The sequence below is a fragment of the Peptoniphilaceae bacterium AMB_02 genome, assembly GCA_036321625.1.
Taxonomy (GTDB): Bacteria; Bacillota; Clostridia; order Tissierellales; family Peptoniphilaceae; genus Microaceticoccus; species Microaceticoccus formicicus.
This window is the reverse complement of record CP143259.1, coordinates 2328401-2350416: the sequence shown is the minus strand read 5'-3', so window position 1 is coordinate 2350416 and position 22016 is coordinate 2328401. Positions and strand designations below refer to the sequence as shown.

The window sequence follows — 22016 nt, the reverse complement described above, 5'->3', positions numbered from 1 at the left end:
TATGAACCCTGACTATGCAAAAATCTTAAAGTTTGCAATGTCTATGGAAATGGATGGTCATAATTTCTTTAAGGAAAAAGCAGCAGGTTTTTCAAATCCAACTACTAGAGAACTGTTTGAACAATTAGCTCAAGTAGAGCTTGGACATTATCACTTTCTAAAATCCGAGTTGGAAAGATATACTGAGGATGCTGAAAATTATGAAGTGGATACTGATTTCATGAAAAACGAAGGCACCGACAGCATATTTAAGGAGAGAGAAAAATCTGAACATCTGGATACTACCTTATTGGAATCAGACGTTCCTGATATGACCGTTCTTAGAATGGCATACCTTATAGAAAGAGACTTTGCTGAATTCTATGAAGAATCCAGGGACTCCGTAGATGATGAAAGACTTAAAGATTTATTCGACCGTTTAGCCAAATGGGAATATACTCACGAAGATATCTTCAAGAAGGAGTATAAGCGACTTAAGAAAGAATACATGAACCTTCCTTGGGGAGGTTAAGATGAAAAAAGCCGGTTTCGGCTCAGACTGTTGACAAAGCATAGCTAGAAAAAATTTCTAGCTGTGCTTTTTTTGTTCTAAAAATGCCATATTATGTGTAATTTAAGCCGTTTTGGGTATATATAACACTAAGAGAGAGGTGTTAATATGCTATTTAAAAATTCTAAAAACAAAGTTGATCAAGTTCAAATGATTTCAATAGATCAAATGGTTCCCGAAGATCATATACTTAGAAAAATAGATAAATACATTAAATTTGATTTCATATATGAATTAGTTGAAGATTTGTACTGTCTTGATAACGGACGACCTAGTATAGATCCCGTTGTTTTGCTTAAGATTACCTTAATCCAATACCTTTTCAACATAAAAAGCATGAGACAAACAATTAAAGATATTGAAGTAAATCTTGCTTACAGATGGTTTTTAGGTTTTGATTTTTACGATAAAATACCTCATTTCACAACTTTTAGTCAAAACTACAGAAGAAGATTTAAAGATACAAACATATTTGAAGATATTTTTCAAAACATACTACTACAAGCCATTGAAGAAGGCTTAGTTGATACAAATATCCAATTTGTTGACTCAACACATGTTAAAGCACATGCCAATAGGTATAAGGTTGTTAAAGTAAAAGTGAAAAAAGAGGTAAAATACTATCAAAAAAAGTTAGAAAAAGAAATAAACGAAGATAGAAAAAAACATGATAAAAAGCCATTTGATCCTAAAGATAAAGATGAAGAACTAAAAGAAGTAACAAAAAGCACAACAGATCCTGAAGCAGGACTATTCCATAAAGGTGAACATAAAGAAGTATTTGCATACAGCGTACAGACATCATGTGATAAAAATGGATGGATATTAGGTTTTAAATCATATCCTGGAAACTTACACGATGGAACAACATTTAAAGATTTCTTTGATGAAAAGTTAAAACGATTGAACCCTAAAAAACTAGTTATGGATGCAGGCTACAAATTCCCGGCAATAGCGAAAGAACTGTTTGATGATGGAGTATTTCCAGTATTTCCATACACAAGGCAAAAAACAAAACCAAAACTAGAAAACCCATTCTACAAAAGAGATTTTGTGTATGACGAATACTACAACTGTTACCTTTGTCCAGCAAATGAAGTATTAGGATACTCAACCACAAATAGAGAAGGATATAGGCAGTACAAGAGCAACCCAAAGATCTGTGTAAACTGTGGGTACCTAGGAAGGTGTACAAGTAGTAAAAAACACCAAAAGATAATAACTAGACATATCTGGCAAGATTATCTTGATATCTCAGAAGAATACCGGTATACATATAAAGGGAAAGCAGAGTATAAAAAGAGAAAAGAAACAATAGAAAGGCAATTTGGGAGTGCAAAGGAATATCATGGATTTAGATATACCAATATGGTAGGTATAAAGAAAATGGATATGAAAGCAGCACTTACTTTTGCGACCCTAAATATGAAAAAGTTAGCAATAATCTTAAGTAAAAGAGATAAAAAGCCACCCAAAAATAATGGTGTTTTAAGAAAAATATTGAACTTTGCTAATAGATTTGTCAAAATAGAGCAAACCCTGATTTTTAATCAGGGTTTGTCTTCAGTCTGAGCCGGTTTCGGCTTTTTTTATCTTCATACGAAATATTAAAAACTCACAGATAAAGTCAAACTAAAAAAAATGACATCTTTCTGAAAATGAATACTAATGATATAATGAATAAAGGAGGTTGATTTTATGAAAATTGGGATTATTAGTGATACACATGGAAGTTTAAACGACTTTAGTGAAGCTATGGTTATACTCGAGGATTGTGATAAGATATTGCACTTAGGAGATGTACTATACCATGGTCCAAGAAATGGCTTACCTGAGAGTTATGATCCTAAGACGATAGCTGATGGATTATCTAAATCAGACAAATTTATTTATATAAAAGGTAATTGTGACTCGGAAGTAGACGAGATGGTAATCGGACAAAACCTTAGAGAAAAAGAAAGAATCATAGATGTCGACGGATACAGATTTTATTTAGTTCATGGTCATGTCGGAACAGAAGAGGACATGATAAGAAAGGCACTGGATCAAAAAGCTGATGTACTTTTCTATGGTCATACTCATGTTAAAAAACTGGAACATTCCGGAGGTATATTGGTATGTAATCCCGGATCTGTGTGTTTTCCTAAGGACATAAAGAGATCTCTGGCAATATATGAAAACGGTGAAATTTCTCTAATCAATATGGAAGATAGAGAGATAATAAAGACGGTTAGCATTAAAGATGACTCAGAAGAAATTGAATAAAATAGAATACAGAAATAGATTTATCAGTCTATTATTTGGTTTGTTTCTTTATGCATTGGGGATAGTATTTACATTAAATGCCGAAATAGGATATGCACCTTGGGAGGTATTTCATCAAGGAGTGGCCAATGTTACCATCCTTTCTTTTGGCGCGGCTTCAATTGTCGTCGGTTTGGTGGTTTTGTTTTTCGATCATTTAATGGGTGAAAGTATAGGGGTAGGTACGGCCTTAAATATACTTTTGGTCGGCATCTTTATAGATATAATCAGGTATATAAATATAATTCCAAAACCAGAAAATTATATTTTGAGATTGATATTTTTCTTTATAGGTTTCATTATAATAGCGCTGGCTTCGTATTACTACATTAAATCGGGATTCAGTGCAGGCCCTAGAGACTCTGCGATGGTCGGTATGAATAGATTGACTGGACTACCAATCGGAGTTTGTAGAGCCGGTATTGAAATATTGGTAACGATATTGGGTTACATCCTTGGCGGTCCCGTAGGCGTAGGTACTGTCTTATCCGCTTTTGTTGCGGGCTTTGTAATACAAACTGTTTTTGATTTGCTAAAATTTGATCCTAAAACGGTTAAACATGAAACCTTTAAAGATACTCTTAAAGCTCTAAAGGCAAATAACTAGAATAAAAAAGAAAAAGTCGAGTTGCTTTTTCTTTTTTGTTTATATTGAAGTAAACAACGAAATCCTATGCACTGTACAAACAAAGATACATATACTATAATTTTAAGTATGAGAATATTTTTACAGGAGAATAATGATGTTAAAAGTTGTTGGAATATCAACAAGTTTATTAAAAACTAAAGTAGCTCCGATCATGCGTTTGGATGACGGATATATAAAATCGATTAGCGAAGCGGGAGCCTTGCCTATTATGCTGCCCGTATATGAAAATCTTGAAAATGCGGAGGAAATAGTAGCAGAACTCGATGCCATTATTTTAGCCGGAGGTGTGGATATATCTCCTTTCTATTATGATGAAGATCCTGTAATGGTTACCACCTATCAGCCTGAACGAGATGCTTCCGAAATGATGCTTCTAAAGGCTGCGCTCAAAAGAAAAATTCCTATACTTGCCGTTTGTAGAGGCTTACAACTTACGAATATTGCCCTTGGAGGAAGTCTGCATCAAGACCTTAAGATGAGTGGATATGAGGATGTAGTGCATCATAGAGACACTGTCAAAGCCGATGGTCCTGATGAAGTCTATCATTTTATAAAAATTGACAAAGACAGTAAGTTCTATTCCCTAATGAATAAGGAAGAGATGGTAGTAAATTCAATTCACCATCAGGCAATCAAAGAACTTGGCAAAGGCTTAAAACCGGTCGCTTGGAGCCGGGACGGAATAATAGAAGTAGCTGAAATGGAGGATTATCCATACTACATTGGATTTCAGTTTCATCCTGAGCGTTTGACTGTAGATGCAAATCATGGAAATGAATTCAAGAAACTATTTAAAGACTTTATAAGGAGCATTGATTTATAAATGAAGAAAAAGATAGGAATAATAAGTTGGGATTCTATCAGAAATGGAAGAAAATCAAATGAACTCAATTATCTATTTTCGCTAGGTTTGGAAAGAGCCGGTGCAATACCGGTAGTATATCCAGTTCTAAACAATAACGAGATGACTGAAAGATTTCTTGATTTTGTCGATGCCATAGTCATGATCGGAGGAGAGGATGTCACTCCGTTTTACTATAAAGAAGAGCCTATTAGAGAGCTTGGGACCATACATTTTGAAAGGGATGCAACTGAGTTAAAAATAATCAAAGGTGCATTTGAGAGAAAGTTGCCCATGCTTGCAGTTTGTAGAGGTTTGCAGCTTACGAATGTAGTATTCGGAGGAACACTATATCAAGATATATACTCACAACTTAAAGATGTGCTCGTTCACAGTCCTAAAATAGATGATTTTCAGGAAAATTTTCATACAATAGAGATAGAAAAAGATTCGTATTTACATGAATTTTATGGTGATACAGCCATAGTGAACAGTTTTCATCATCAAGCCATTAAAGATTTGGCTGAAGGTTTTAAAGTAGTTGCAAGAAGTAAAGACGGTATTATTGAGGCTGTAGAAACAAAAGATGACCATTTATTTATGGGTATTCAGTTTCATCCTGAGTTTTTACACCATTCTGAATTAAATCAAGGATTATTTAATTATTTTGTAAAGAGGGTAGAAGATGAAGTTTCTAAGAAATAACAATATAGACCCGGCAGTGAATCATGCTATAGAGGAGCATCTCCTAAAAGATACTGACGGTTCGTTTTTTATGCTTTGGAGGAATAGACCGAGTTTATTACTTGGAAAGAACCAAGATGCATTTGCTGAACTCAACTTTGAGTATGTAGAGTCTAATGATATAGATATAGTCAGAAGGCTTTCAGGAGGAGGAACCGTATTTTGCGATTTAGGTAATATGCAGTACACTCTTATTACTGAAATCAACTCGGAGACATGTGGTAATAGTTTTGAACTGTTTTCGGGACCGGTGGTCTCTGCACTAAAAAACCTTGGATTAAATGCGGAATTTACAGGTAGGAATGATATCCTGATAGACGGTAAAAAAATCTCGGGAAATGCACAATATAAGTATAAAAATAGAATCATTCACCACGGGACCATACTCTTCGACGTAAATATGGATATGCTCAAAGGTGCAATCAATTCCAGACCGATAAAATTTACGAATAAGGCTGTAAAATCAGTATTTTCAAGAGTTGGAACTATTCGTGAATATCTGCCAGGCTACGATGTTGTAAGATTCATGAACTATTTATCCGATTATGTTATGGAGTTTTACGGCATAAAAGAAAGAGATGAAGTGGATGAGGAAATTCTGAAAAAAGCAGAGCCGTATATTCAACGTTTTAGAGATCCGAAGTGGAATCTTGGCAAGAGATATGCCGACTCAATAGAGATGAGTATAAAATATCCGTTCGGACTTGTGGATTATAAACTTAGAGTTGTAGATGGAAAGATAATAGATATCGGATTTTATGGTGACTTTTTTTCGGATTTAGAGACAGAAAATCTAAGAGAAAGACTTATAGGAAATGATTTGAATACAGCGGTATTGGAAGATGTTATCTGCGATCTAAATGTAGATAATTATATCAATGGTATGAATAACGAACTTCTGATATCCGACCTAATGAGAATGTATAAAGGAGCTTAAATGAGACTTAAAAAACCTGACTGGATTAGATTGAAAATACAAGGCAGCAAAAACTCACAAGCAGTTGAAAAGGTGCTTGAAAACATGCATCTGAATACAGTTTGCTCTGAAGCAAATTGTCCAAACAAAATGGAATGTTTTGAAAGAGGTACTGCTACATTTATGATAATGGGTAGAAACTGTACCAGAAACTGCAAATTCTGTAATGTAACTACTAAAAAACCATTACCGTTGGATCCTGAAGAGCCAAGAAATTTAGCGCTGGCCGTTCAAGAACTTGGACTTAGACATGCGGTTATCACATCAGTGGACAGAGATGACTTAGATGATGAAGGAGCTAATCATTTTGCTGAAACATGTAAACTTGTAAAAGAATTAAACCCGGGGACGACGGTGGAATTGTTAATTCCGGACTTTCATGCACGTAAAGAGTTGTTGGATATAGTTTTAGACAGTAAACCCGATGTGTTAAATCATAATGTGGAAACTGTGCCTGAACTATTTGAAGAAATATGTCCTCAGTGTAAATTTGAAAACTCAATCAAAGTGCTTGATTATGCTAAAAAAAGAGGATTTGTAACCAAATCCGGGATGATGGTAGGACTTGGAGAAACTTTTGAAATGGTTGTAAGTCTTATGAAGAAACTTAGAGAAGTCGACTGCGACATGCTTACTATAGGTCAGTATCTACAGCCTTCGACTAAACATATCGATGTTGCTGAATATATTCATCCCGATACATTTAAAGAATACAAAAGAATAGGACTTGAGCTTGGTTTTAAAAGAGTTGATTCATCTCCTTTCGTTAGAAGTTCATACCATGCTGAAGCACTAAATGAATAATTCATGGATTAATATTTGAACTACAATAGTTTTATCCACTGCATTGTGATATAATCACTTTATACGATAAATGGATGATAGATTTTGGGGTGATGAAGATGATAAATAATAGCGGTTTTTTTGAGACAGAAAGTGAAAAAATTCAAAAGAAAGCATTCTTAGATGCAGTTCGCGTATATTTTAAAAGCGATGTAGAATTTAATGTAAGACTTAGAGACTATATTAAAGAAATCAAGCATATCAAATACTATAGTAATGCACTAAAAGCGCTGGATGAACCCTATGAACTTGAAGAACTAAACGAACTAAGAGAAGAAGCCGAAATAACAGCTGTAAATGAGGACTTAAAGTTGTTCTTTATCTACGATGACAATGACGCTTTCACTCAGTTTAGAAAGCTTACTCTTGAAAATTATCCTCCGGATTTAAAAATGGGATATCCGATTCACTATTGGATTAGAGCCATTAATAAAAAGAATATAAGTACCGTAATGGCATTACAAAGAGCATTCAAGGATATGATAGTAGATATTGAAGGAACATTAGCAGGTTTTACAGTGATAAGAATAGAGCACGGAGAATTTGATTGGACGGAAAACGCCAATAGATTAATTCATAAGCTTGTAGAAAATTCAGGTGGAGACTGTTTTATTATTAAGGAGGACGAATGAATTTAATTTTTGCTATTGACGAGAACTGGAGTATAGGTGTTGACGGAGACATGCTTTTTAAAATAAGCGAGGATCTTCAAAGATTTAAGAAAATAACCATGGGCGGAATATTGATAATGGGAAGAAAGACATTCGAATCATTGCCTGATCAAAAACCGCTTCCGGGGCGAACCAATATAGTGGTTACCCGTAATCCTGATTATAAAAGAGATGGAATTATAGTAGTAAACTCCATAGACGAATTAGATGAGAAACTTGAAGAACTCAATCCAAATGGCGAGAAAGAAGTATTTTTAATAGGTGGAGGAGAGCTTGTTCAACAAATGATTGGTAGATGCCGTAGAGCTCATATCACAAAGGTTGCGAAGTGTTATGAAGATTGGGATACTTGCATTCCTAATCTAGACGAGCTACCGGGTTGGAGAGAAGTGGAAGTAGGGGAAGAAAAAGCAGAAGGAGACCTTGTCTATAAATACTGCGAATATTGTAAATAAATTTAACATTTAAAACTAAAAAGAGCAGCTATAGGATAATTACCTTATCTGCTCTTTTTGTTTTTTTGATAAAACATTAGTAAAACTTGATAAGTATCGAAGCTAAGTTTAATAATAACCTAGATGGTTATTAAGTCGTATGTCTTTAAGGTTTTTGTATTTCTAACAATGGTGGATCTAATATCTGCAAAATCAGATTTTGAAACATCGAAAGCAAGTACAGTATAAGGGTACGAAGGGTTTGGTTTATATAATTTACCACCTTCAGGTGCTGTTTCAGTTACATCTACTAGTAATGAATTATTTTCAAGCACAACCTTCGAAACCGCTATTTGATATCCTTCCTTGGGCTTGATACCTGCTCCAATAAAAATATAGACCTTATCCAGCAGCATAATATAGTATCCCTTCTTATCTTGAAGAAGCGGATACATATCCTCCATTTCCTCAGGCATGGTGTGGATTACATTAAAGTTCATATTATTCTCCTTTTCTAATAGTTATTTCTCTAGTCTATATATACCCTAAAAAGCAAAAACTATATAGTTGTATCAAGATTTTGAATATATCTGTAAATCGTAGCTTCAGAACAGGACAATTCCTTAGCTACCAGGCTGACACTACCCTTTAGATTGAAGATTCCCTTCTCATGCATTGCAGCAACGACTGACATTCTATCTTTTTTAGTTAACTTTTCTCCGATTTGCAGATTTCCCATAACCTTCTTAATCGCCGACATGGCAATATCATCGACTGTCATACCCAGTGAGTCGGATTCATAAGACAGTTCGATTTCATCTATGGATTCAAAAGCATTTTTAGTAATAAGCTCATTAGGATGACATAATTCCATAATTGTACGGCTTATATCCTTGTACTTACTGTCGTCAAAATTAATGCATAATAAGCCTATAATCTTGCCATCGTCTTTGATATATAGCGTAGAAGATCTAAGCAATTTGTTATTTCCTGCAAGAGCATTGTAATTAGTGTCATAGTCTATCGATTGCAAATCTTGACGCTCTAATGCATCCAGGTGCTTTACAGATAGAGGAGATCCTAAACTTCTACCACTCACATGACCATTGGCAATCGCCACTATTCCTTTGTCGATATTATGCAAGTCATATAAAACAACTTCATAATCGGGACCGAGAGTAATTCCTAGAAACTCGACCAATTTAAAATAACTTGAAATTGTATTTGCCATATTTGCCTCCTCGATGAACTTTATTCTATTATAGGATAAATATCAACGAATGGCAATAAAAGGACAAAAGGCTTTTCTTTATAGCATAGTATTTATTGATAAACGATAAATAATATGCTATAATCAATATATCACAGGAGGTGGATATATGAAGACCGAAAACATTCTTAAAATTATAATCGTAGTCTTGGTACTAATAATTACTGCAATAGCAGTTTTTATCATGCCTCAGATGGCAGAAAACATGGCAAATACATATAGTGAATTTGCTAAACTTAGATATCCTGGATTAATTGTCGTTTATATATCCTTAATTCCGTTATATATAGCGATACTTGAAACATGGAAACTACTTAAAATGGCTGAAGCCAAGGAAGTGTTTAGTGAGTCCTCGGCACTGTCACTGGATAGAATAAAATACTGTACAGCATCGATTTTTGTGATGTATACAATATCTGTATTCATACTCTTAATACTTAGAGTTCCATTCAGTGCAGCCTATCTGACATTGATAATTGCAGGACTCGCAATGATAGCTATTGCACTTTTTGCATCGGTTTTAAAGAAACTGTTACTCATAGCAATAAACTATAAAACTGAAAATGAACTTACGATTTGAGGTGGGATATGGCTATTAGAGTTAATTTAGATGTAATGTTGGCAAAGAGGAAGATGTCGGTTACTGAATTGTCGGAAACCGTTGGAATAACTATGGCAAATATAAGTATTCTCAAAAATGAAAAAGCAAAAGCCATAAGATTTACCACGCTTGACGGGATTTGCAAAGCACTTAACTGTCAACCTGGCGACATTCTTGAATACGTGGAGGATTAAAATGTTAGAACAATTAAAAACTAAAGATATAAAACAATTGATAAATAAAAAAATAAAATGGAATAATCTACCTTTAAATGAGGATGTTAAATCACTACTTATAGGTACATCAGTATTTTCAGGCAGAGATAAAGAAATAATCAGTATGACTGAAGGGTATTATAAAGTCTTTGTAGATGATTTTTGTAAAACTGATAATATTGTGGAGAAACTTAAGAAAAATATGAATATAATAATTATAGACGGAAATGGTGAAAGGGTATTTAGAGCCGCAATTTCTGAATAGAGGAGAAAGAATATGAATCATAAAGGAACGGTTAACCTGGAATCTGAAAGACTATTATTTAGACGATTTGAACTTGAAGACTCAAAACATATGTATGAGAATTGGGCATCTTTAGAAACTGTAACCACCTATCTTACATGGAAACCTCATCCATCAGAATTAGAAACTAAAGAGATAATCACTTTATGGCAGAGGGAATATAGAAGAAAAGACTTTTATCAATGGGCAATAATACTAAAAGAAAACAACGAAAATATTGGAGTCATATCAGTGGTTGACTCAAATGAAAGTATATCTTCCGTAACAATTGGATACTGCTTAAGCGATCTTTACTGGAATCATGGGTATATGACCGAAGCCCTTGAGAGGGTTTTAGAATTCTTTTTTGAAGAAGTGGATGTAAATAGAGTAGAATCTAAGCACTCCATACACAATCCCGCATCGGGAAGAGTCATGCAAAAATCCGGACTGATAAAAGAAGGAGTTCTAAAACAAGGAGACATGTCAAATATAGGACTATCCGATTTAGTAGTCTATGGACTTGTAAAAGAAGATTACAAAAAGTTATAGAGGAAATTATGAAAAAAATATTTAAATCCAAAGGATTTACCATCGTATTCATAATCTGTCTGATATTTTTATGGATATTCATAGAAATGGGTGGGCTAATGGGAAAATTCACGGACTTGGAAGAAAAATACAGAATACACATACCTAAAAGTGTTTCACTTCAAGAAAAACACCTACCCGAACCAAGTTTCTTCGGAGACGGAATAAGATTCTATGTACTAACTACAAACTCAAACATGGAAAATACCATACTCGACAAAAACAAAATGAAACAAGAATTTAGCCAAGAACAAATAGCACTGATTCGTGGATGTAACAATTACTTTGAAAAAGAAAAAGCAACCCAAATAGAAATAGACCATCCCTTAAAATACAAAGAAATCAAAGTATTAGACGATACACTCCTAATAATTTACGATGAAACCGCAAACAAATACTTTCTAATCGACTCAAGAATATAATATATTAAACGGGGTCAGGCTTCATAAAACAACTTTTTATGTATAAAAATCCTATGCTCTACTTAATCAAATATTCTAGCTAAGGTAAGAAATATAGATCTAGGTACGAATCAGAAACAAAAAATATTAATACAAAAAAGAAGCATTCGACGCGATGCTTCTTTTTTACAACCTTTTACCATGCTCTTAAAAGTATGGAAAATTGAGAATACAAGAGTGTTGGCGGAGTGGCAGCGGTTTTGTAAGGTTTAGTAGGATAAAAGTATTTAATAAAGAGAGGAACTAATAATTGAAAGAATGAGTAATAGAGTAATATATAATAATCATCGATATAATATGCAGCGCAGTGTATATCAAAGATAAAAAACAACTAAATGAAGCCTGACCCCATTTAATATATTAAACAGTAATGGAAGTAAAAAACGGTTTTACAAAATGAGATGATTTTGTAAAACCGTTTTTATCTTAACGTTTCGTGAGGCTTCTCTTTTTTGCCGGCTAACTAAAAAAGTTTAGTAACATTCCCGCTGCAATTGCTGAGCCGATAACTCCTGCTACATTTGGACCCATGGCATGCATAAGTAAGAAGTTTCTTGGATTTTCCTCTTGACCAACTTTTTGGGCAACTCTTGCAGCCATTGGCACTGCTGAGACGCCTGCTGCTCCGATAAGTGGGTTTATCTTTCCTCCTGAGAGCTTAGACATTAATTTACCGAATAGAACACCCGATGCAGTCCCTATAGAAAATGCAATTAATCCGAGTCCTATAATACTGAGTGTTTTTATGGTAAAGAAAGTCGCGGCATTTGCAGTGGCTCCTACGGTGACACCCAAGAAAATGGTTACTATATTGATAAGTTCATTTTGTGCAGTAAGTGAAAGTCTTTCAACAATGAGCGCTTCTCTAAACAGATTTCCCAACATCAGCATTCCTATTAGTGTGGTAGCTGATGGCAGAATTAAGGCTACTGCTAAAGTTACTAGTATTGGAAATAAAATTCGTTCTAATTTTGAAACAGGTCGTAGCTGTTTCATTACAATTGCTCTCTCTTCTTTGGTAGTCAGAGCCTTCATTATTGGAGGCTGGATTATCGGAACAAGTGCCATGTAGGAATATGCAGCTACGGCAATCGGTCCTAGAAGATGTGGTGCTAATTTTGATGTTAAGTATAGAGCTGTAGGTCCGTCTGCACCCCCAATGATTCCTATGGATGCAGCTTCTTGAGCTGTAAAGGGTACGAGTCCGGATGCGTCCATTGCTATTGCGCCTAGAAAAGTTGCAAATATTCCGAATTGAGCAGCTGCACCTAGCAGTATACTCTTAGGATTTGCTATCAATGGACCAAAATCAGTCATTGCACCTACACCCAAAAAGATTAGAGGTGGATATATTCCAAGTTTAACACCTTGATAAAGGTAATAAAGTAATCCCCCTACCTCTTTTGTCTTAGATACCAATTCTCCGGTTATAGGATCTTTGATAATTTCAACTACCGGTTCTTTCATAATATCAGCACCGGGTAAGTTTGCAAGTAACATTCCAAAAGCAATAGGTATTAATAAAAGTGGTTCAAAACCCTTTGCAATGGCTAAGTATAGTAGTATAAAGGAGATTAGAAGCATAATTACCTGTCCAATATCTATAATCGCAAAACCGGTTTGGGACAAGAAATTTGAAAATACATTTAAAAGCATAATATCCTCCTTTATATCATCCGATTATTAACAGCTTATCTGAAGTATTGACATTAGCTCCTTCTGATGTAAGTACTTGGATGACTTTTCCATCTATAGGTGAAACTATCTCATTTTCCATCTTCATAGCTTCCAAGAATCAGTAAAGTATCACCTGAGTTTACACTGTCACCTTCCTTGACATTGAGTTTTAATATTACACCCGGCATAGGAGCGGTGACCTCTTCACCCATCGTGTTTACAGCTTGTGTTTTCACAACCGGCTGAACCGGTTGAGGAATCGGCTGCACAATCTGCTGTTGAGGCATTGATGGAGCACCTCCCAATTCTTCTACCTCTACTTCATATGATTTTCCGTTTACATTAATTAAAAATCTCCTCATTATATCCTCCTAGTATAATATGTTAAAAACTCAATCAAGACCTCTTATATTTCTTATTTTGAAATCTGATAGTTCCGCTCCCAGGTATGCAGCTAAAGTTGCGGAAATAATGGCAATAGTCTCTTCGTCACTGATAGACAGAATTTCTCTAACAGTCTCGGTAGGTTTTTGTTTTTCTTGCAAATTCGAGCTTATTATATTTAAAGTATAAATTAAGAATGCAATAAGCATTAAAACCGCAAAAACAACCAACATGCTGATGACAGCAACTACTACCGATTCAAGTAGACTAATTCTGGTCATAGGATCACCTCATTATTATGTTTAATTATAAATCTATTATAGTACATATTATTAAATATGTTAATACAAAGATAGCAATACATACTAACACACTACCAAAGTATAGCAAAAAAGATAGATTACTGATATAATTAAAATATCAAGTTTATCTTCAGTTAATAGATAAATGATTTATATTCTAATCTAAAAATATTAGAAGAATAAAACTATTGAGCTGAAGTAAGAATGGAGGGAGATTATTGAAAGGCGTAGTTGATTTAAACTCTGATATCGGAGAAGGTTTTGGAGCATATGTAATGGGTCTTGACGAAGAGGTAATTAAGCATGTCACTAGTGTAAATCTAGCATGTGGATGGCATGCAGGCGATCCGTTGATTATGGAGAAAACCGTGAAAGAGGCTGTTGCAAACAATGTTGCAGTAGGAGCTCATCCCGGATATCCTGACTTAATGGGATTTGGTAGACGAAATTTAGATGTAACTCCTAGCGAAGCAAGGGCTTACATGATCTATCAATTAGGTGCATTAAGTGCTTTTGCAGCTGCTCATGGCGAGAAGATACAACATGTTAAGTTACACGGTGCATTCTACAATACTGCCTGTGTCAAACCGGAATTGGCGGAGGAAGTAATTAGCGGTATTTTAGATGTAGATAAGAATATCATCCTACTTGCACTTTCTGGAAGCTATATTGCCAAAAGAGCAAAAGAAAGAGGCTTAAGAGTAGCACAAGAGGTATTTGCCGATAGAGCGTATAACTCTGATGGTACTTTAGTAAGCAGGAAACTGCCCGGAGCAGTAATCCACGATAAAAATGTTGCCATAGAAAGAATTAAAAGAATGGTACTCGAAGGAAAAGTAGTCGCAGCTGATGGAAGTGAGATTGAAATCGTAGCGGACTCAATCTGTGTACATGGAGACAACCCTGAGGCGGTTGAATTCGTACGTGTCATTAGAGAGAACCTAATCTCAGAGGGGATAGAAGTAAAAAGCTTAAGAGAATTTTTATAGGAGGACATTTAATTGGTTGATAATAAAAAGGATAAGAGTTTATCTATACTTTTAGGAGCAGCGTTCCTAATGGCAACTTCCGCTATTGGACCTGGATTCCTAACACAAACTGCAACATTTACTTCCGATCTTGGAGCTACTTTTGGTTTTGTAATTCTGGTTTCGGTAATTATGTCGCTTATTGCGCAGTTAAACGTATGGAGAATAATTGGAGTATCCGGCATGAGAGGCCAGGATATAGCAAATAATGTACTACCCGGACTCGGACATTTTGTAGCATTTCTGGTCGCCCTGGGTGGATTGGCATTTAATATAGGAAATATAGGAGGAGCAGCACTCGGAATAAATGTAATCTTCGGGCTTGATACAAAGATTGCGGCTGGTATATGCGGTATCATAGCTATTGGAATATTCTTATCTAAAGAAGCCGGAAAAGCAATGGATACCTTAACCAAAGTACTAGGTGGAGCAATGATAATACTAGTTGGATATGTTGCATTCTCAACTTCACCACCTGTTGGGGAGGCAATATCAAAAACTTTTGTACCTGATCAAATACCTATCTTCGCAATAGTAACTCTACTTGGAGGAACTGTTGGAGGATATATTACGTTTTCAGGTGGACATAGACTACTGGATGCAGGAATTTCTGGAGAAGATAGACTTAAAGAGATTGATAGATCGGCTTTAACCGGTATGGGAATAGCAACCTTGATGAGAGTATTACTTTTTATAGCTGTTCTTGGAGTAGTATCTAAAGGACTACAACTAGACCCGGCAAATCCACCAGCTTCAGCATTTCAACTGGCTGCCGGAAACATAGGATATAAATTCTTCGGTATAGTACTATGGGCTGCGGGAATATCTTCCATAATAGGAGCTGCCTATACTTCAGTATCATTCTTAACTAGTTTCTCACCAATTGTTAAGGATAATCAGAATAAATGGATAATCGGTTTTATTGCAATATCTACAATAATCTTTATAACTATAGGAAGACCGGTTAAATTACTTATATTAGCGGGATCTTTGAATGGACTGATATTGCCATTGACATTAGGTACAGTTCTCCTTGCTTCCGGCAATAAAAAGGTTGTGGGTGAATATAAACATCCTAAGTGGCTTTTAATTCTTGGAATAATAGTAGTAGCTGCTTCATTATTCTTAGGAGTCAGATCATTGTCAGGACTTAAGAATCTGTTTGCATAAAAGAGATGGTGAAATATGTATAGTGAAATTAAATATATACCTGCAGGTGATAAGTCGGTACTCATGGAATTTGGAAACTCGATTAGTCCCGAGATAAATGCTAAAATCAGGGGGATGGTAGCACTATTAGACAATAATACGCCTGAGGGAGTCGAGGAAATTCTGCCAACTTATAGATCAATACTCATCAGTTACAATCCGTCTATTATTAAATATCATGACATGGTAGAACTTTTAAAAGAAATCGCTTTAAACATTGGAGAATCGGGTTCAAGTGATGTGAGAATAGTTGAGCTGCCAACTGTATATGGTGGTGAATATGGACCTGATATCGCACATGTAGCCGAACATAATAATCTCAGTGAAAGTGAAGTTATAGAAATTCATACAGGTACAGATTATCTATTGTATATGCTTGGATTTACACCGGGATTTGGATACTTGGGTGGAATGGATGACCGAATAGAAACACCTAGACTTGAAGTGCCAAGGACCGTCATACCTGCAGGATCAACAGGCATTGCAGGAAAACAAACCGGCATATATCCAATCGATAGCCCCGGTGGATGGCAGTTAATAGGTAGAACTCCAGTAAAACTATATGATCCAATGGCTGAACCGCCAATCTTGCTCAATGCCGGAGACTATGTAAGATTTGTTCCGGTTGATGAAGAGGAATACTTGAGAATAAAAGAACAGGTGGACAAAGGAGAATATGTGGTAAACATAATCCATGGAGGTGAAGTTCGTGAGAACAATTGAAATTATTAAACCGGGATTATTTACTACTGTTCAAGACCTGGGAAGATGGGGTTTTCAAAGATTCGGAATGTCTGTAGCCGGAGCCATGGATCATTTTGCACTTAGGGTTGCCAATCTTTTGGTAGATGCAAATGAAGATGAGGCAGTTCTTGAGATAACCATGATGGGACCCGAAATTAAATTCAACTGTGATGAAGTAATTGCGGTAACAGGTGCAGATATGCAGCCATTATTAAATGGAAAACCTGTGACTATGTGGACTTCAGTTCATGTGAAGATGGATGATATACTGAGCTTTAAAGGACTAAAAGCCGGATTAAGATCTTATATTGGATTTAGCAGAGGAATAGATGTTCCGATTATAATGAATAGTAAATCCACTTTTACTAGAGGTAAAATCGGAGGCTTCGAAGGAAGAAAACTCGAAGCAGGCGACACCATAGAACTGGGTAATAGAGTGCTACCTGATTCAGGATCATACCTTCCTCAGAAATACTCCATGGAATATAAAACTGAAAATACAATAAGGGTGGTCTTGGGACCACAGGACGATTATTTTACCGATGAAGCCATCAAAGTATTTTCCACATCAGAATACACAATCACATCTGAAGCGGATAGAATGGGATACAGATTGGAAGGACCCAAGATAGAACACAATGAATCTGCTGATATTATCTCAGACGGGATAGTATTTGGATCGGTACAAGTACCTGGACACGGCTCACCCATATTGATGATGGCAGATAGACAGACAACAGGTGGATATACTAAAATTGCAACAGTAATTACACCGGATTTGAGCGTTTTGGGACAGATGGTTCCCGGAAATAAACTTAAATTTGAAATAATTGACATTGACGAAGCTCAAAAAATCTATATTGACAGTGAAAATAAACTGAAAGAAATAGCTGAATTCATTAAAGATAACCGTTATGAGTTTAGAGCAGTCCAAGATATGAAATTTAGAATGGGAGAAAATGAGTTTACCGTAAATGTCAGAGAAATAATTTAAAATACGCGTAAGAAAAGGTCACGGACTCCGTGATCTTTTTTTATCAATAAAGAACTTATAATATAGTATTGGTTGTAATAATTGTATGCTTGATAATATTGTAAATTAAGGATACAATCTAATCAAATATTAGGATAATGTTGGTAAATCTAAAAAATGGGAGTTATAAATGAGTTTAAATAGCGTTTTTGCATTCAAGTGTCAGGAATACGATGATTCCGTTAGAATTGTACTGGAGCGTATACTAGATGAATCAGGATTGAAAAGAGAACTGATACCGGGTAAAACCGTACTTTTAAAGGTAAACCTACTTATGGGCAAGGATCCTAAATATGCCGTTACCACCAATCCGGTAATAGTACATGAACTTATATTACTACTGGAAGAACTTGGGATGAAAGTAATAGTGGCAGACTCGCCTGGAGGACCGCTAAATGAAGCATATATGCGGTCTGTTTATAATGCCTGTAAAATGAATGAGGCAGTCGAAGGAACTGGAGCAGAATTAAACTATGACTTCAGTTCAAGAGAAGTTAACTTAGAAAGATCCAGTACATTAAAAAAATTTGAACTATTAAACGCAGTACTCGATGCTGACTATGTAATAAATGTTGCAAAACTCAAAACACATGGAATGATGACATATACAGGTGCAGTAAAAAATCTATATGGAGCGATTCCCGGACTTATAAAGGCAAACCATCATTTTAAACTCAGCGAAAAATCACTATTCGGAAGTCATATTGTAGATATTTGTGAATATATAAATCCTGTATTCTCCATTATAGATGGAATAGAAGGCATGGAAGGCAATGGACCGTCGGGAGGAGATGTAGTCAAAACAGGGATAATCTTCGGATCTAAATCTCCTTTTGCCCTTGATGCATATGCATCAAACTTGGTGGGAATAGAAGAAAAACTAATACCGACTCTGATTAATTCAAGACTTAGAGGATTAATAGGAGACTATGAGGTAATAACAGATGTAGATAAGGATGAAGTAAAAGCCTATAAACTTCCTGATTCCATAGACATTAGCTTTATGCCAAATTGGGTCCCTGGACTCATCAAAAAGTTAATAATTAAAAACATGAAATATAGACCGGTTTTCATACACAATAAATGTGTAAAATGCAAGAAATGCGAAGACATTTGTCCGGCTAAAATAATAACTATGAATACATCGGGATATCCTATCTATGAAACGGAAAAATGTATCAGCTGTTTTTGCTGTCACGAAGTTTGCCCTTACCGCGCAATAGCCATAAAAAAACCTCTTCTAGCAAAAATGTTCAGTGGAAGATAAAAAACAAATAAGAGACAGCTTGAAATTATAGAAAACTGGTGTGGCAGTTTGAGTTTTTTGGAAGTTCTAAGAGGATTCTAATGAGTACATCAGTTATCCCTTGATTTAATATGACATCCATTTGTCCTATTAAGTGATATACTATTATTGGGGGTGGGTCGATGAAGATAAACAGACTTTTTGAAATAGTATATTTGCTTCTTGATAAGGATAGAATCACAGCTAGAGAATTGGCTGATCGATTTGAAGTATCTACTAGAACTATCTATCGAGATGTAGAAGATCTTTCAGCTGCTGGCATACCGATCTATATGAGCAAAGGTAAAAATGGTGGAATATCACTGTTACCTGACTATGTTCTCAATAAAACACTACTGACGGAAGAAGAAAAAATTAATATACTGTCCGCTCTACAGAGTTTAAACGCTATTGATGAATCGTCTGTAGATGATACGCTCTCTAAACTATCCGTATTTTTGGGGGATAAGAATCAAGGATTTTATGAAATTGATTTTGATAATTGGGGAAGTTTAATTAAAGATCAGTTTGAGAAATCGAAACAAGCAATTATCTCGAAGAGGCTACTTTCGTTTGATTATTTATCATCTCTAAATAAACGAAGTAAAAGAACCGTTGAACCCTATAAACTTTGGTTTAAAGAAAAGAATTGGTATCTAAAAGCATATTGTCTTAAGAAAAAGGAATTAAGAATTTTTAGGTTTAGCAGAATGAGAAATGTGTCAATCGAAGATGTTAAGTTCACTAATAGAAACATAGATTTAAGTATTTACCCTGATAATAAATGTATTAGTCGAGCAATCAAAATTCTAATGAGGGTTGAAAAAGAAGCGGCATATCGAGTTCTTGATGAGTTTTCCGAACGTGATATTGTAGAAAATCAGGATGGAAGTTTTATCGTTACAATGAATTTTCTTGAGGATGAATGGGTTTATAGCTATATTCTATCTTTTGGGTCTTTTGCTACTGTAATAGAACCTCTTTCAATCAAAAATATCATTAGACAGAGATTAGAAGATAGTATAAAAAACTATTTATAATATGACAGTCAGTTGTCATATATATTTCTGTATAATGAAATTAGAAAAATGAATATAGGAAATGAAATGATATTTGATTTTTAAAAGAGTACAAAGACATCTATCGAGCAAAAAAAGTACCCTGGATAGTGAATATTCCGAAAATGAATTATATTGCTATGAGAGGAAAAGGAGGATTATCATGGCTAGACCAACATCAAAAACCGATTTAACTAGTGCATCTCAAATTAATTTTGAGAAGCTAAATGACCTCATTGCCACTATGACAGAAAAGGAATTTAATACACCTTTTGATTTTTCGTCCGATGTAAAGAAAAAAGAAGCCCATTGGAAAAGAGATAAGAATCTCAGGGACATTCTCATTCACCTTTATGAATGGCATCAACTATTACTTAATTGGGTATCTTCAAATATGAAAGGTGAAGACAGACCTTTTCTTATTCCACCCTATAACTGGAAAACCTATGGTGACATGAATGTGGAGTTTTGGAAGAAACATCAAGATACGTCCTTAGAAGACGCAGAAAAAATGTATAAGAAATCACACAATGACGTAATGAAACTTGCAGAGACTTTTTCAGACAAAGAGCTATTTACCAAGGATGTATTTCCTTGGGTAGGCGGCAGTACCCTTGGTTCCTATTTTGTAAGTGCTACAGCTAGCCATTATGATTGGGCTATGAAGAAGTTAAAGGCTCATAAAAAGAATTGTAAATAAGAATAGACCCTGATGTCAAACAAAAAAGGAGCTGACCAATGGAAGATAAAAATAACGGAGAAATTATAATCTATCAATCAGAAGATGGATTAACACATATAGATGTGGAAGCTTGAGGACGAAACAATTTGGCTGACTCAACAACAGATGGCTGAGCTATTTCAGACTTCAAGAACCAATGTTGTTGAACATATAGGTAACATATATTCTGAAGGGGAATTAGATCGAAATTCAACCTGTCGGGAATTCCGACAGGTTCGAAAAGAGGGCAATAGGGAAGTGACGAGACAGATTCTCTATTACAATCTGGATATGATTATTTCCTTAGGATATCGAATCAAATCTTCCGTTGCTACGCGCTTTAGAATATGGGCAACTGAGCGATTAAAAGAATATATGCTCAAAGGATTCACCATGGATGATGAAAGGCTCAAGGAGCTCAGTGGCGGAAATTACTGGAAAGAGCTAATAGATCGTATACGTGATATTCGATCTTCTGAAAAGGTTATGTATCGTCAAGTATTAGATTTATATGCTACCAGTGTGGACTATGACCCTAAAAGTGATGAGTCTATACAATTCTTTAAGATTGTGCAAAATAAATTACACTTTGCTGCTCATGGTCATACTGCAGCTGAGCTTATCTATGACAGAGTGGATGCAGATAAACCTTTTATGGGCTTAACTACTTTTTCAGGCGAGTTGCCAAGATTGAAAGATATCAGAATCGCTAAAAATTACTTGGATGAAAAAGAACTAAAAGTTTTGAATAACTTGGTATCGGGTTATTTTGATTTCGCTGAAATTCAAGCGATGAGGAAAAATCCCATGTATATGAAAGACTATATCTCACATCTCGATGCCATCCTTTCCTCAACAGGAGAGCAGCTTCTTGATGGTCCGGGAAAAGTAAGTCATCAGCAGGCAATAGATAAAGCTCAAGCTGAATATAGAAAGTACCAAGCAAAAACTTTGACGGAAGTAGAAAAACATTATTTGGATACAATTAAAATGATTGAGAAGAAGTCGAAGAAAACTAAAGGTGATGATAATAAAAGTTAAATTAGAAATTGCAGATGGAGCGAGCATCTATGAAAAAACTAAAAGAAAATATTGATATAATTTTCTTTGCTCCATGCGGAATGAACTCCATGGTTTGTTAT

At 35.2% G+C, this 22016-nt stretch carries 29 protein-coding genes; 23 read left to right on the top strand and 6 right to left on the bottom strand.

Features of this window, described 5'->3' with window-relative positions:
- Position 1: 1 nt before the first annotated feature.
- The 10 genes from VZL98_11165 (at position 2) to VZL98_11120 (ending at position 8033) form a co-directional block, all read left to right on the top strand.
- Positions 2 to 511, top strand: coding sequence for a ferritin family protein (locus VZL98_11165; protein ID WVH63237.1), 510 nt, complete (start codon positions 2 to 4; stop codon positions 509 to 511).
- Between the two features lie 147 nt (positions 512 to 658).
- Positions 659 to 2122: an IS1182 family transposase gene (locus VZL98_11160; GenBank protein ID WVH63236.1), complete on the top strand. Its 1464-nt coding sequence runs from the start codon at positions 659 to 661 to the stop codon at positions 2120 to 2122.
- 126 nt (positions 2123 to 2248) lie between these two features.
- The gene (yfcE, locus tag VZL98_11155; GenBank protein WVH63235.1) at positions 2249 to 2815 is read left to right on the top strand and encodes a phosphodiesterase; all 567 of its coding nucleotides are present in this window, start codon (positions 2249 to 2251) and stop codon (positions 2813 to 2815) included.
- The gene (locus VZL98_11150) at positions 2808 to 3461 is read left to right on the top strand and encodes a hypothetical protein (GenBank protein ID WVH63234.1); all 654 of its coding nucleotides are present in this window, start codon (positions 2808 to 2810) and stop codon (positions 3459 to 3461) included. Before yfcE ends, VZL98_11150 begins: the two co-directional genes overlap by 8 nt.
- Before the next feature lie 136 nt (positions 3462 to 3597).
- Positions 3598 to 4326, top strand: a complete 729-nt coding sequence (locus tag VZL98_11145; GenBank protein ID WVH63233.1) for a gamma-glutamyl-gamma-aminobutyrate hydrolase family protein — start codon at positions 3598 to 3600, stop codon at positions 4324 to 4326.
- Positions 4327 to 5049 (top strand): gamma-glutamyl-gamma-aminobutyrate hydrolase family protein, encoded by a 723-nt coding sequence (locus VZL98_11140; GenBank protein WVH63232.1) that lies wholly within the window; start codon positions 4327 to 4329, stop codon positions 5047 to 5049.
- Positions 5030 to 6025 (top strand): lipoate--protein ligase, encoded by a 996-nt coding sequence (locus tag VZL98_11135; protein WVH63231.1) that lies wholly within the window; start codon positions 5030 to 5032, stop codon positions 6023 to 6025. Before VZL98_11140 ends, VZL98_11135 begins: the two co-directional genes overlap by 20 nt.
- Positions 6026 to 6868: a lipoyl synthase gene (gene lipA / locus VZL98_11130; protein WVH63230.1), complete on the top strand. Its 843-nt coding sequence runs from the start codon at positions 6026 to 6028 to the stop codon at positions 6866 to 6868.
- Between the two features lie 98 nt (positions 6869 to 6966).
- Positions 6967 to 7539 (top strand): hypothetical protein, encoded by a 573-nt coding sequence (locus VZL98_11125; protein ID WVH63229.1) that lies wholly within the window; start codon positions 6967 to 6969, stop codon positions 7537 to 7539.
- Positions 7536 to 8033, top strand: a complete 498-nt coding sequence (locus VZL98_11120) for a dihydrofolate reductase (protein WVH63228.1) — start codon at positions 7536 to 7538, stop codon at positions 8031 to 8033. Before VZL98_11125 ends, VZL98_11120 begins: the two co-directional genes overlap by 4 nt.
- A 119-nt stretch (positions 8034 to 8152) precedes the next feature.
- On the opposite strand, the gene VZL98_11115 is transcribed toward VZL98_11120, so the two are convergent.
- A complete protein-coding gene (locus tag VZL98_11115) occupies positions 8153 to 8512 on the bottom strand; it encodes a protease complex subunit PrcB family protein (protein ID WVH63227.1) in 360 nt (119 codons plus the stop codon).
- Between the two features lie 59 nt (positions 8513 to 8571).
- The gene (locus VZL98_11110) at positions 8572 to 9243 is read right to left on the bottom strand and encodes a PAS domain-containing protein (GenBank protein ID WVH63226.1); all 672 of its coding nucleotides are present in this window, start codon (positions 9241 to 9243) and stop codon (positions 8572 to 8574) included.
- Between the two features lie 148 nt (positions 9244 to 9391).
- Between VZL98_11110 and VZL98_11105 the strand changes: the two genes are divergently transcribed.
- The 5 genes from VZL98_11105 to VZL98_11085 are packed head-to-tail and all read left to right on the top strand — an operon-like array spanning position 9392 to position 11394.
- The gene (locus VZL98_11105) at positions 9392 to 9862 is read left to right on the top strand and encodes a DUF2975 domain-containing protein (protein ID WVH63225.1); all 471 of its coding nucleotides are present in this window, start codon (positions 9392 to 9394) and stop codon (positions 9860 to 9862) included.
- Positions 9863 to 9870: 8 nt separating this feature from the next.
- Positions 9871 to 10077 (top strand): helix-turn-helix transcriptional regulator, encoded by a 207-nt coding sequence (locus VZL98_11100; GenBank protein WVH63224.1) that lies wholly within the window; start codon positions 9871 to 9873, stop codon positions 10075 to 10077.
- A gap of 1 nt (position 10078) precedes the next feature.
- Positions 10079 to 10363, top strand: a complete 285-nt coding sequence (locus tag VZL98_11095; GenBank protein ID WVH63223.1) for a hypothetical protein — start codon at positions 10079 to 10081, stop codon at positions 10361 to 10363.
- 12 nt (positions 10364 to 10375) lie between these two features.
- Positions 10376 to 10933, top strand: a complete 558-nt coding sequence (locus VZL98_11090) for a GNAT family N-acetyltransferase (protein WVH63222.1) — start codon at positions 10376 to 10378, stop codon at positions 10931 to 10933.
- An 8-nt stretch (positions 10934 to 10941) separates the two neighbouring features.
- Positions 10942 to 11394, top strand: coding sequence for a hypothetical protein (locus tag VZL98_11085; protein WVH63221.1), 453 nt, complete (start codon positions 10942 to 10944; stop codon positions 11392 to 11394).
- Positions 11395 to 11892: 498 nt separating this feature from the next.
- Here VZL98_11085 and VZL98_11080 read toward each other — a convergent pair whose 3' ends face one another.
- Genes VZL98_11080 through VZL98_11065 form a run of 4 tightly spaced genes read right to left on the bottom strand, consistent with a single transcriptional unit; the run spans position 11893 to position 13775 of the window.
- Positions 11893 to 13089 carry a sodium ion-translocating decarboxylase subunit beta gene (locus VZL98_11080; GenBank protein ID WVH63220.1) on the bottom strand — a complete coding sequence of 399 codons (1197 nt, stop codon included), beginning with the start codon at positions 13087 to 13089 and terminating at the stop codon, positions 11893 to 11895.
- Between the two features lie 16 nt (positions 13090 to 13105).
- Complete coding sequence (locus tag VZL98_11075) at positions 13106 to 13210, bottom strand: biotin/lipoyl-containing protein (protein ID WVH63219.1); 105 nt, start codon at positions 13208 to 13210, stop codon at positions 13106 to 13108.
- Positions 13200 to 13472, bottom strand: coding sequence for a biotin/lipoyl-binding protein (locus VZL98_11070; GenBank protein WVH63218.1), 273 nt, complete (start codon positions 13470 to 13472; stop codon positions 13200 to 13202). Before VZL98_11070 ends, VZL98_11075 begins: the two co-directional genes overlap by 11 nt.
- A gap of 30 nt (positions 13473 to 13502) precedes the next feature.
- Positions 13503 to 13775, bottom strand: coding sequence for an OadG family protein (locus tag VZL98_11065; GenBank protein ID WVH63217.1), 273 nt, complete (start codon positions 13773 to 13775; stop codon positions 13503 to 13505).
- Between the two features lie 239 nt (positions 13776 to 14014).
- On the opposite strand from VZL98_11065, the gene VZL98_11060 reads away from it, so the two are divergent.
- The 8 genes from VZL98_11060 to VZL98_11025 all read left to right on the top strand — a co-directional run bounded on the left by VZL98_11060 (position 14015) and on the right by VZL98_11025 (position 21915).
- Positions 14015 to 14785: a 5-oxoprolinase subunit PxpA gene (locus VZL98_11060; GenBank protein ID WVH63216.1), complete on the top strand. Its 771-nt coding sequence runs from the start codon at positions 14015 to 14017 to the stop codon at positions 14783 to 14785.
- Between the two features lie 12 nt (positions 14786 to 14797).
- Complete coding sequence (locus tag VZL98_11055; protein WVH63215.1) at positions 14798 to 15994, top strand: NRAMP family divalent metal transporter; 1197 nt, start codon at positions 14798 to 14800, stop codon at positions 15992 to 15994.
- A 15-nt stretch (positions 15995 to 16009) separates the two neighbouring features.
- Positions 16010 to 16756, top strand: coding sequence for a 5-oxoprolinase subunit PxpB (pxpB, locus tag VZL98_11050; protein WVH63214.1), 747 nt, complete (start codon positions 16010 to 16012; stop codon positions 16754 to 16756).
- The gene (locus VZL98_11045) at positions 16743 to 17771 is read left to right on the top strand and encodes a biotin-dependent carboxyltransferase family protein (protein WVH63213.1); all 1029 of its coding nucleotides are present in this window, start codon (positions 16743 to 16745) and stop codon (positions 17769 to 17771) included. The genes pxpB and VZL98_11045 overlap by 14 nt, the downstream gene beginning before the upstream one ends.
- Positions 17772 to 17940: 169 nt before the next feature.
- The gene (locus tag VZL98_11040; GenBank protein ID WVH63212.1) at positions 17941 to 19077 is read left to right on the top strand and encodes a DUF362 domain-containing protein; all 1137 of its coding nucleotides are present in this window, start codon (positions 17941 to 17943) and stop codon (positions 19075 to 19077) included.
- A gap of 161 nt (positions 19078 to 19238) precedes the next feature.
- Positions 19239 to 20135: a YafY family protein gene (locus VZL98_11035; protein WVH63211.1), complete on the top strand. Its 897-nt coding sequence runs from the start codon at positions 19239 to 19241 to the stop codon at positions 20133 to 20135.
- 181 nt (positions 20136 to 20316) lie between these two features.
- On the top strand, positions 20317 to 20853 hold the full coding sequence (locus tag VZL98_11030) for a ClbS/DfsB family four-helix bundle protein (GenBank protein WVH63210.1): 537 nt from the start codon (positions 20317 to 20319) through the stop codon (positions 20851 to 20853).
- A 147-nt stretch (positions 20854 to 21000) separates the two neighbouring features.
- Entirely contained in the window at positions 21001 to 21915 is a 915-nt protein-coding gene (locus VZL98_11025; protein WVH63209.1) for a virulence RhuM family protein, read from the top strand.
- The last annotated feature ends 101 nt before the right edge of the window (positions 21916 to 22016 follow it).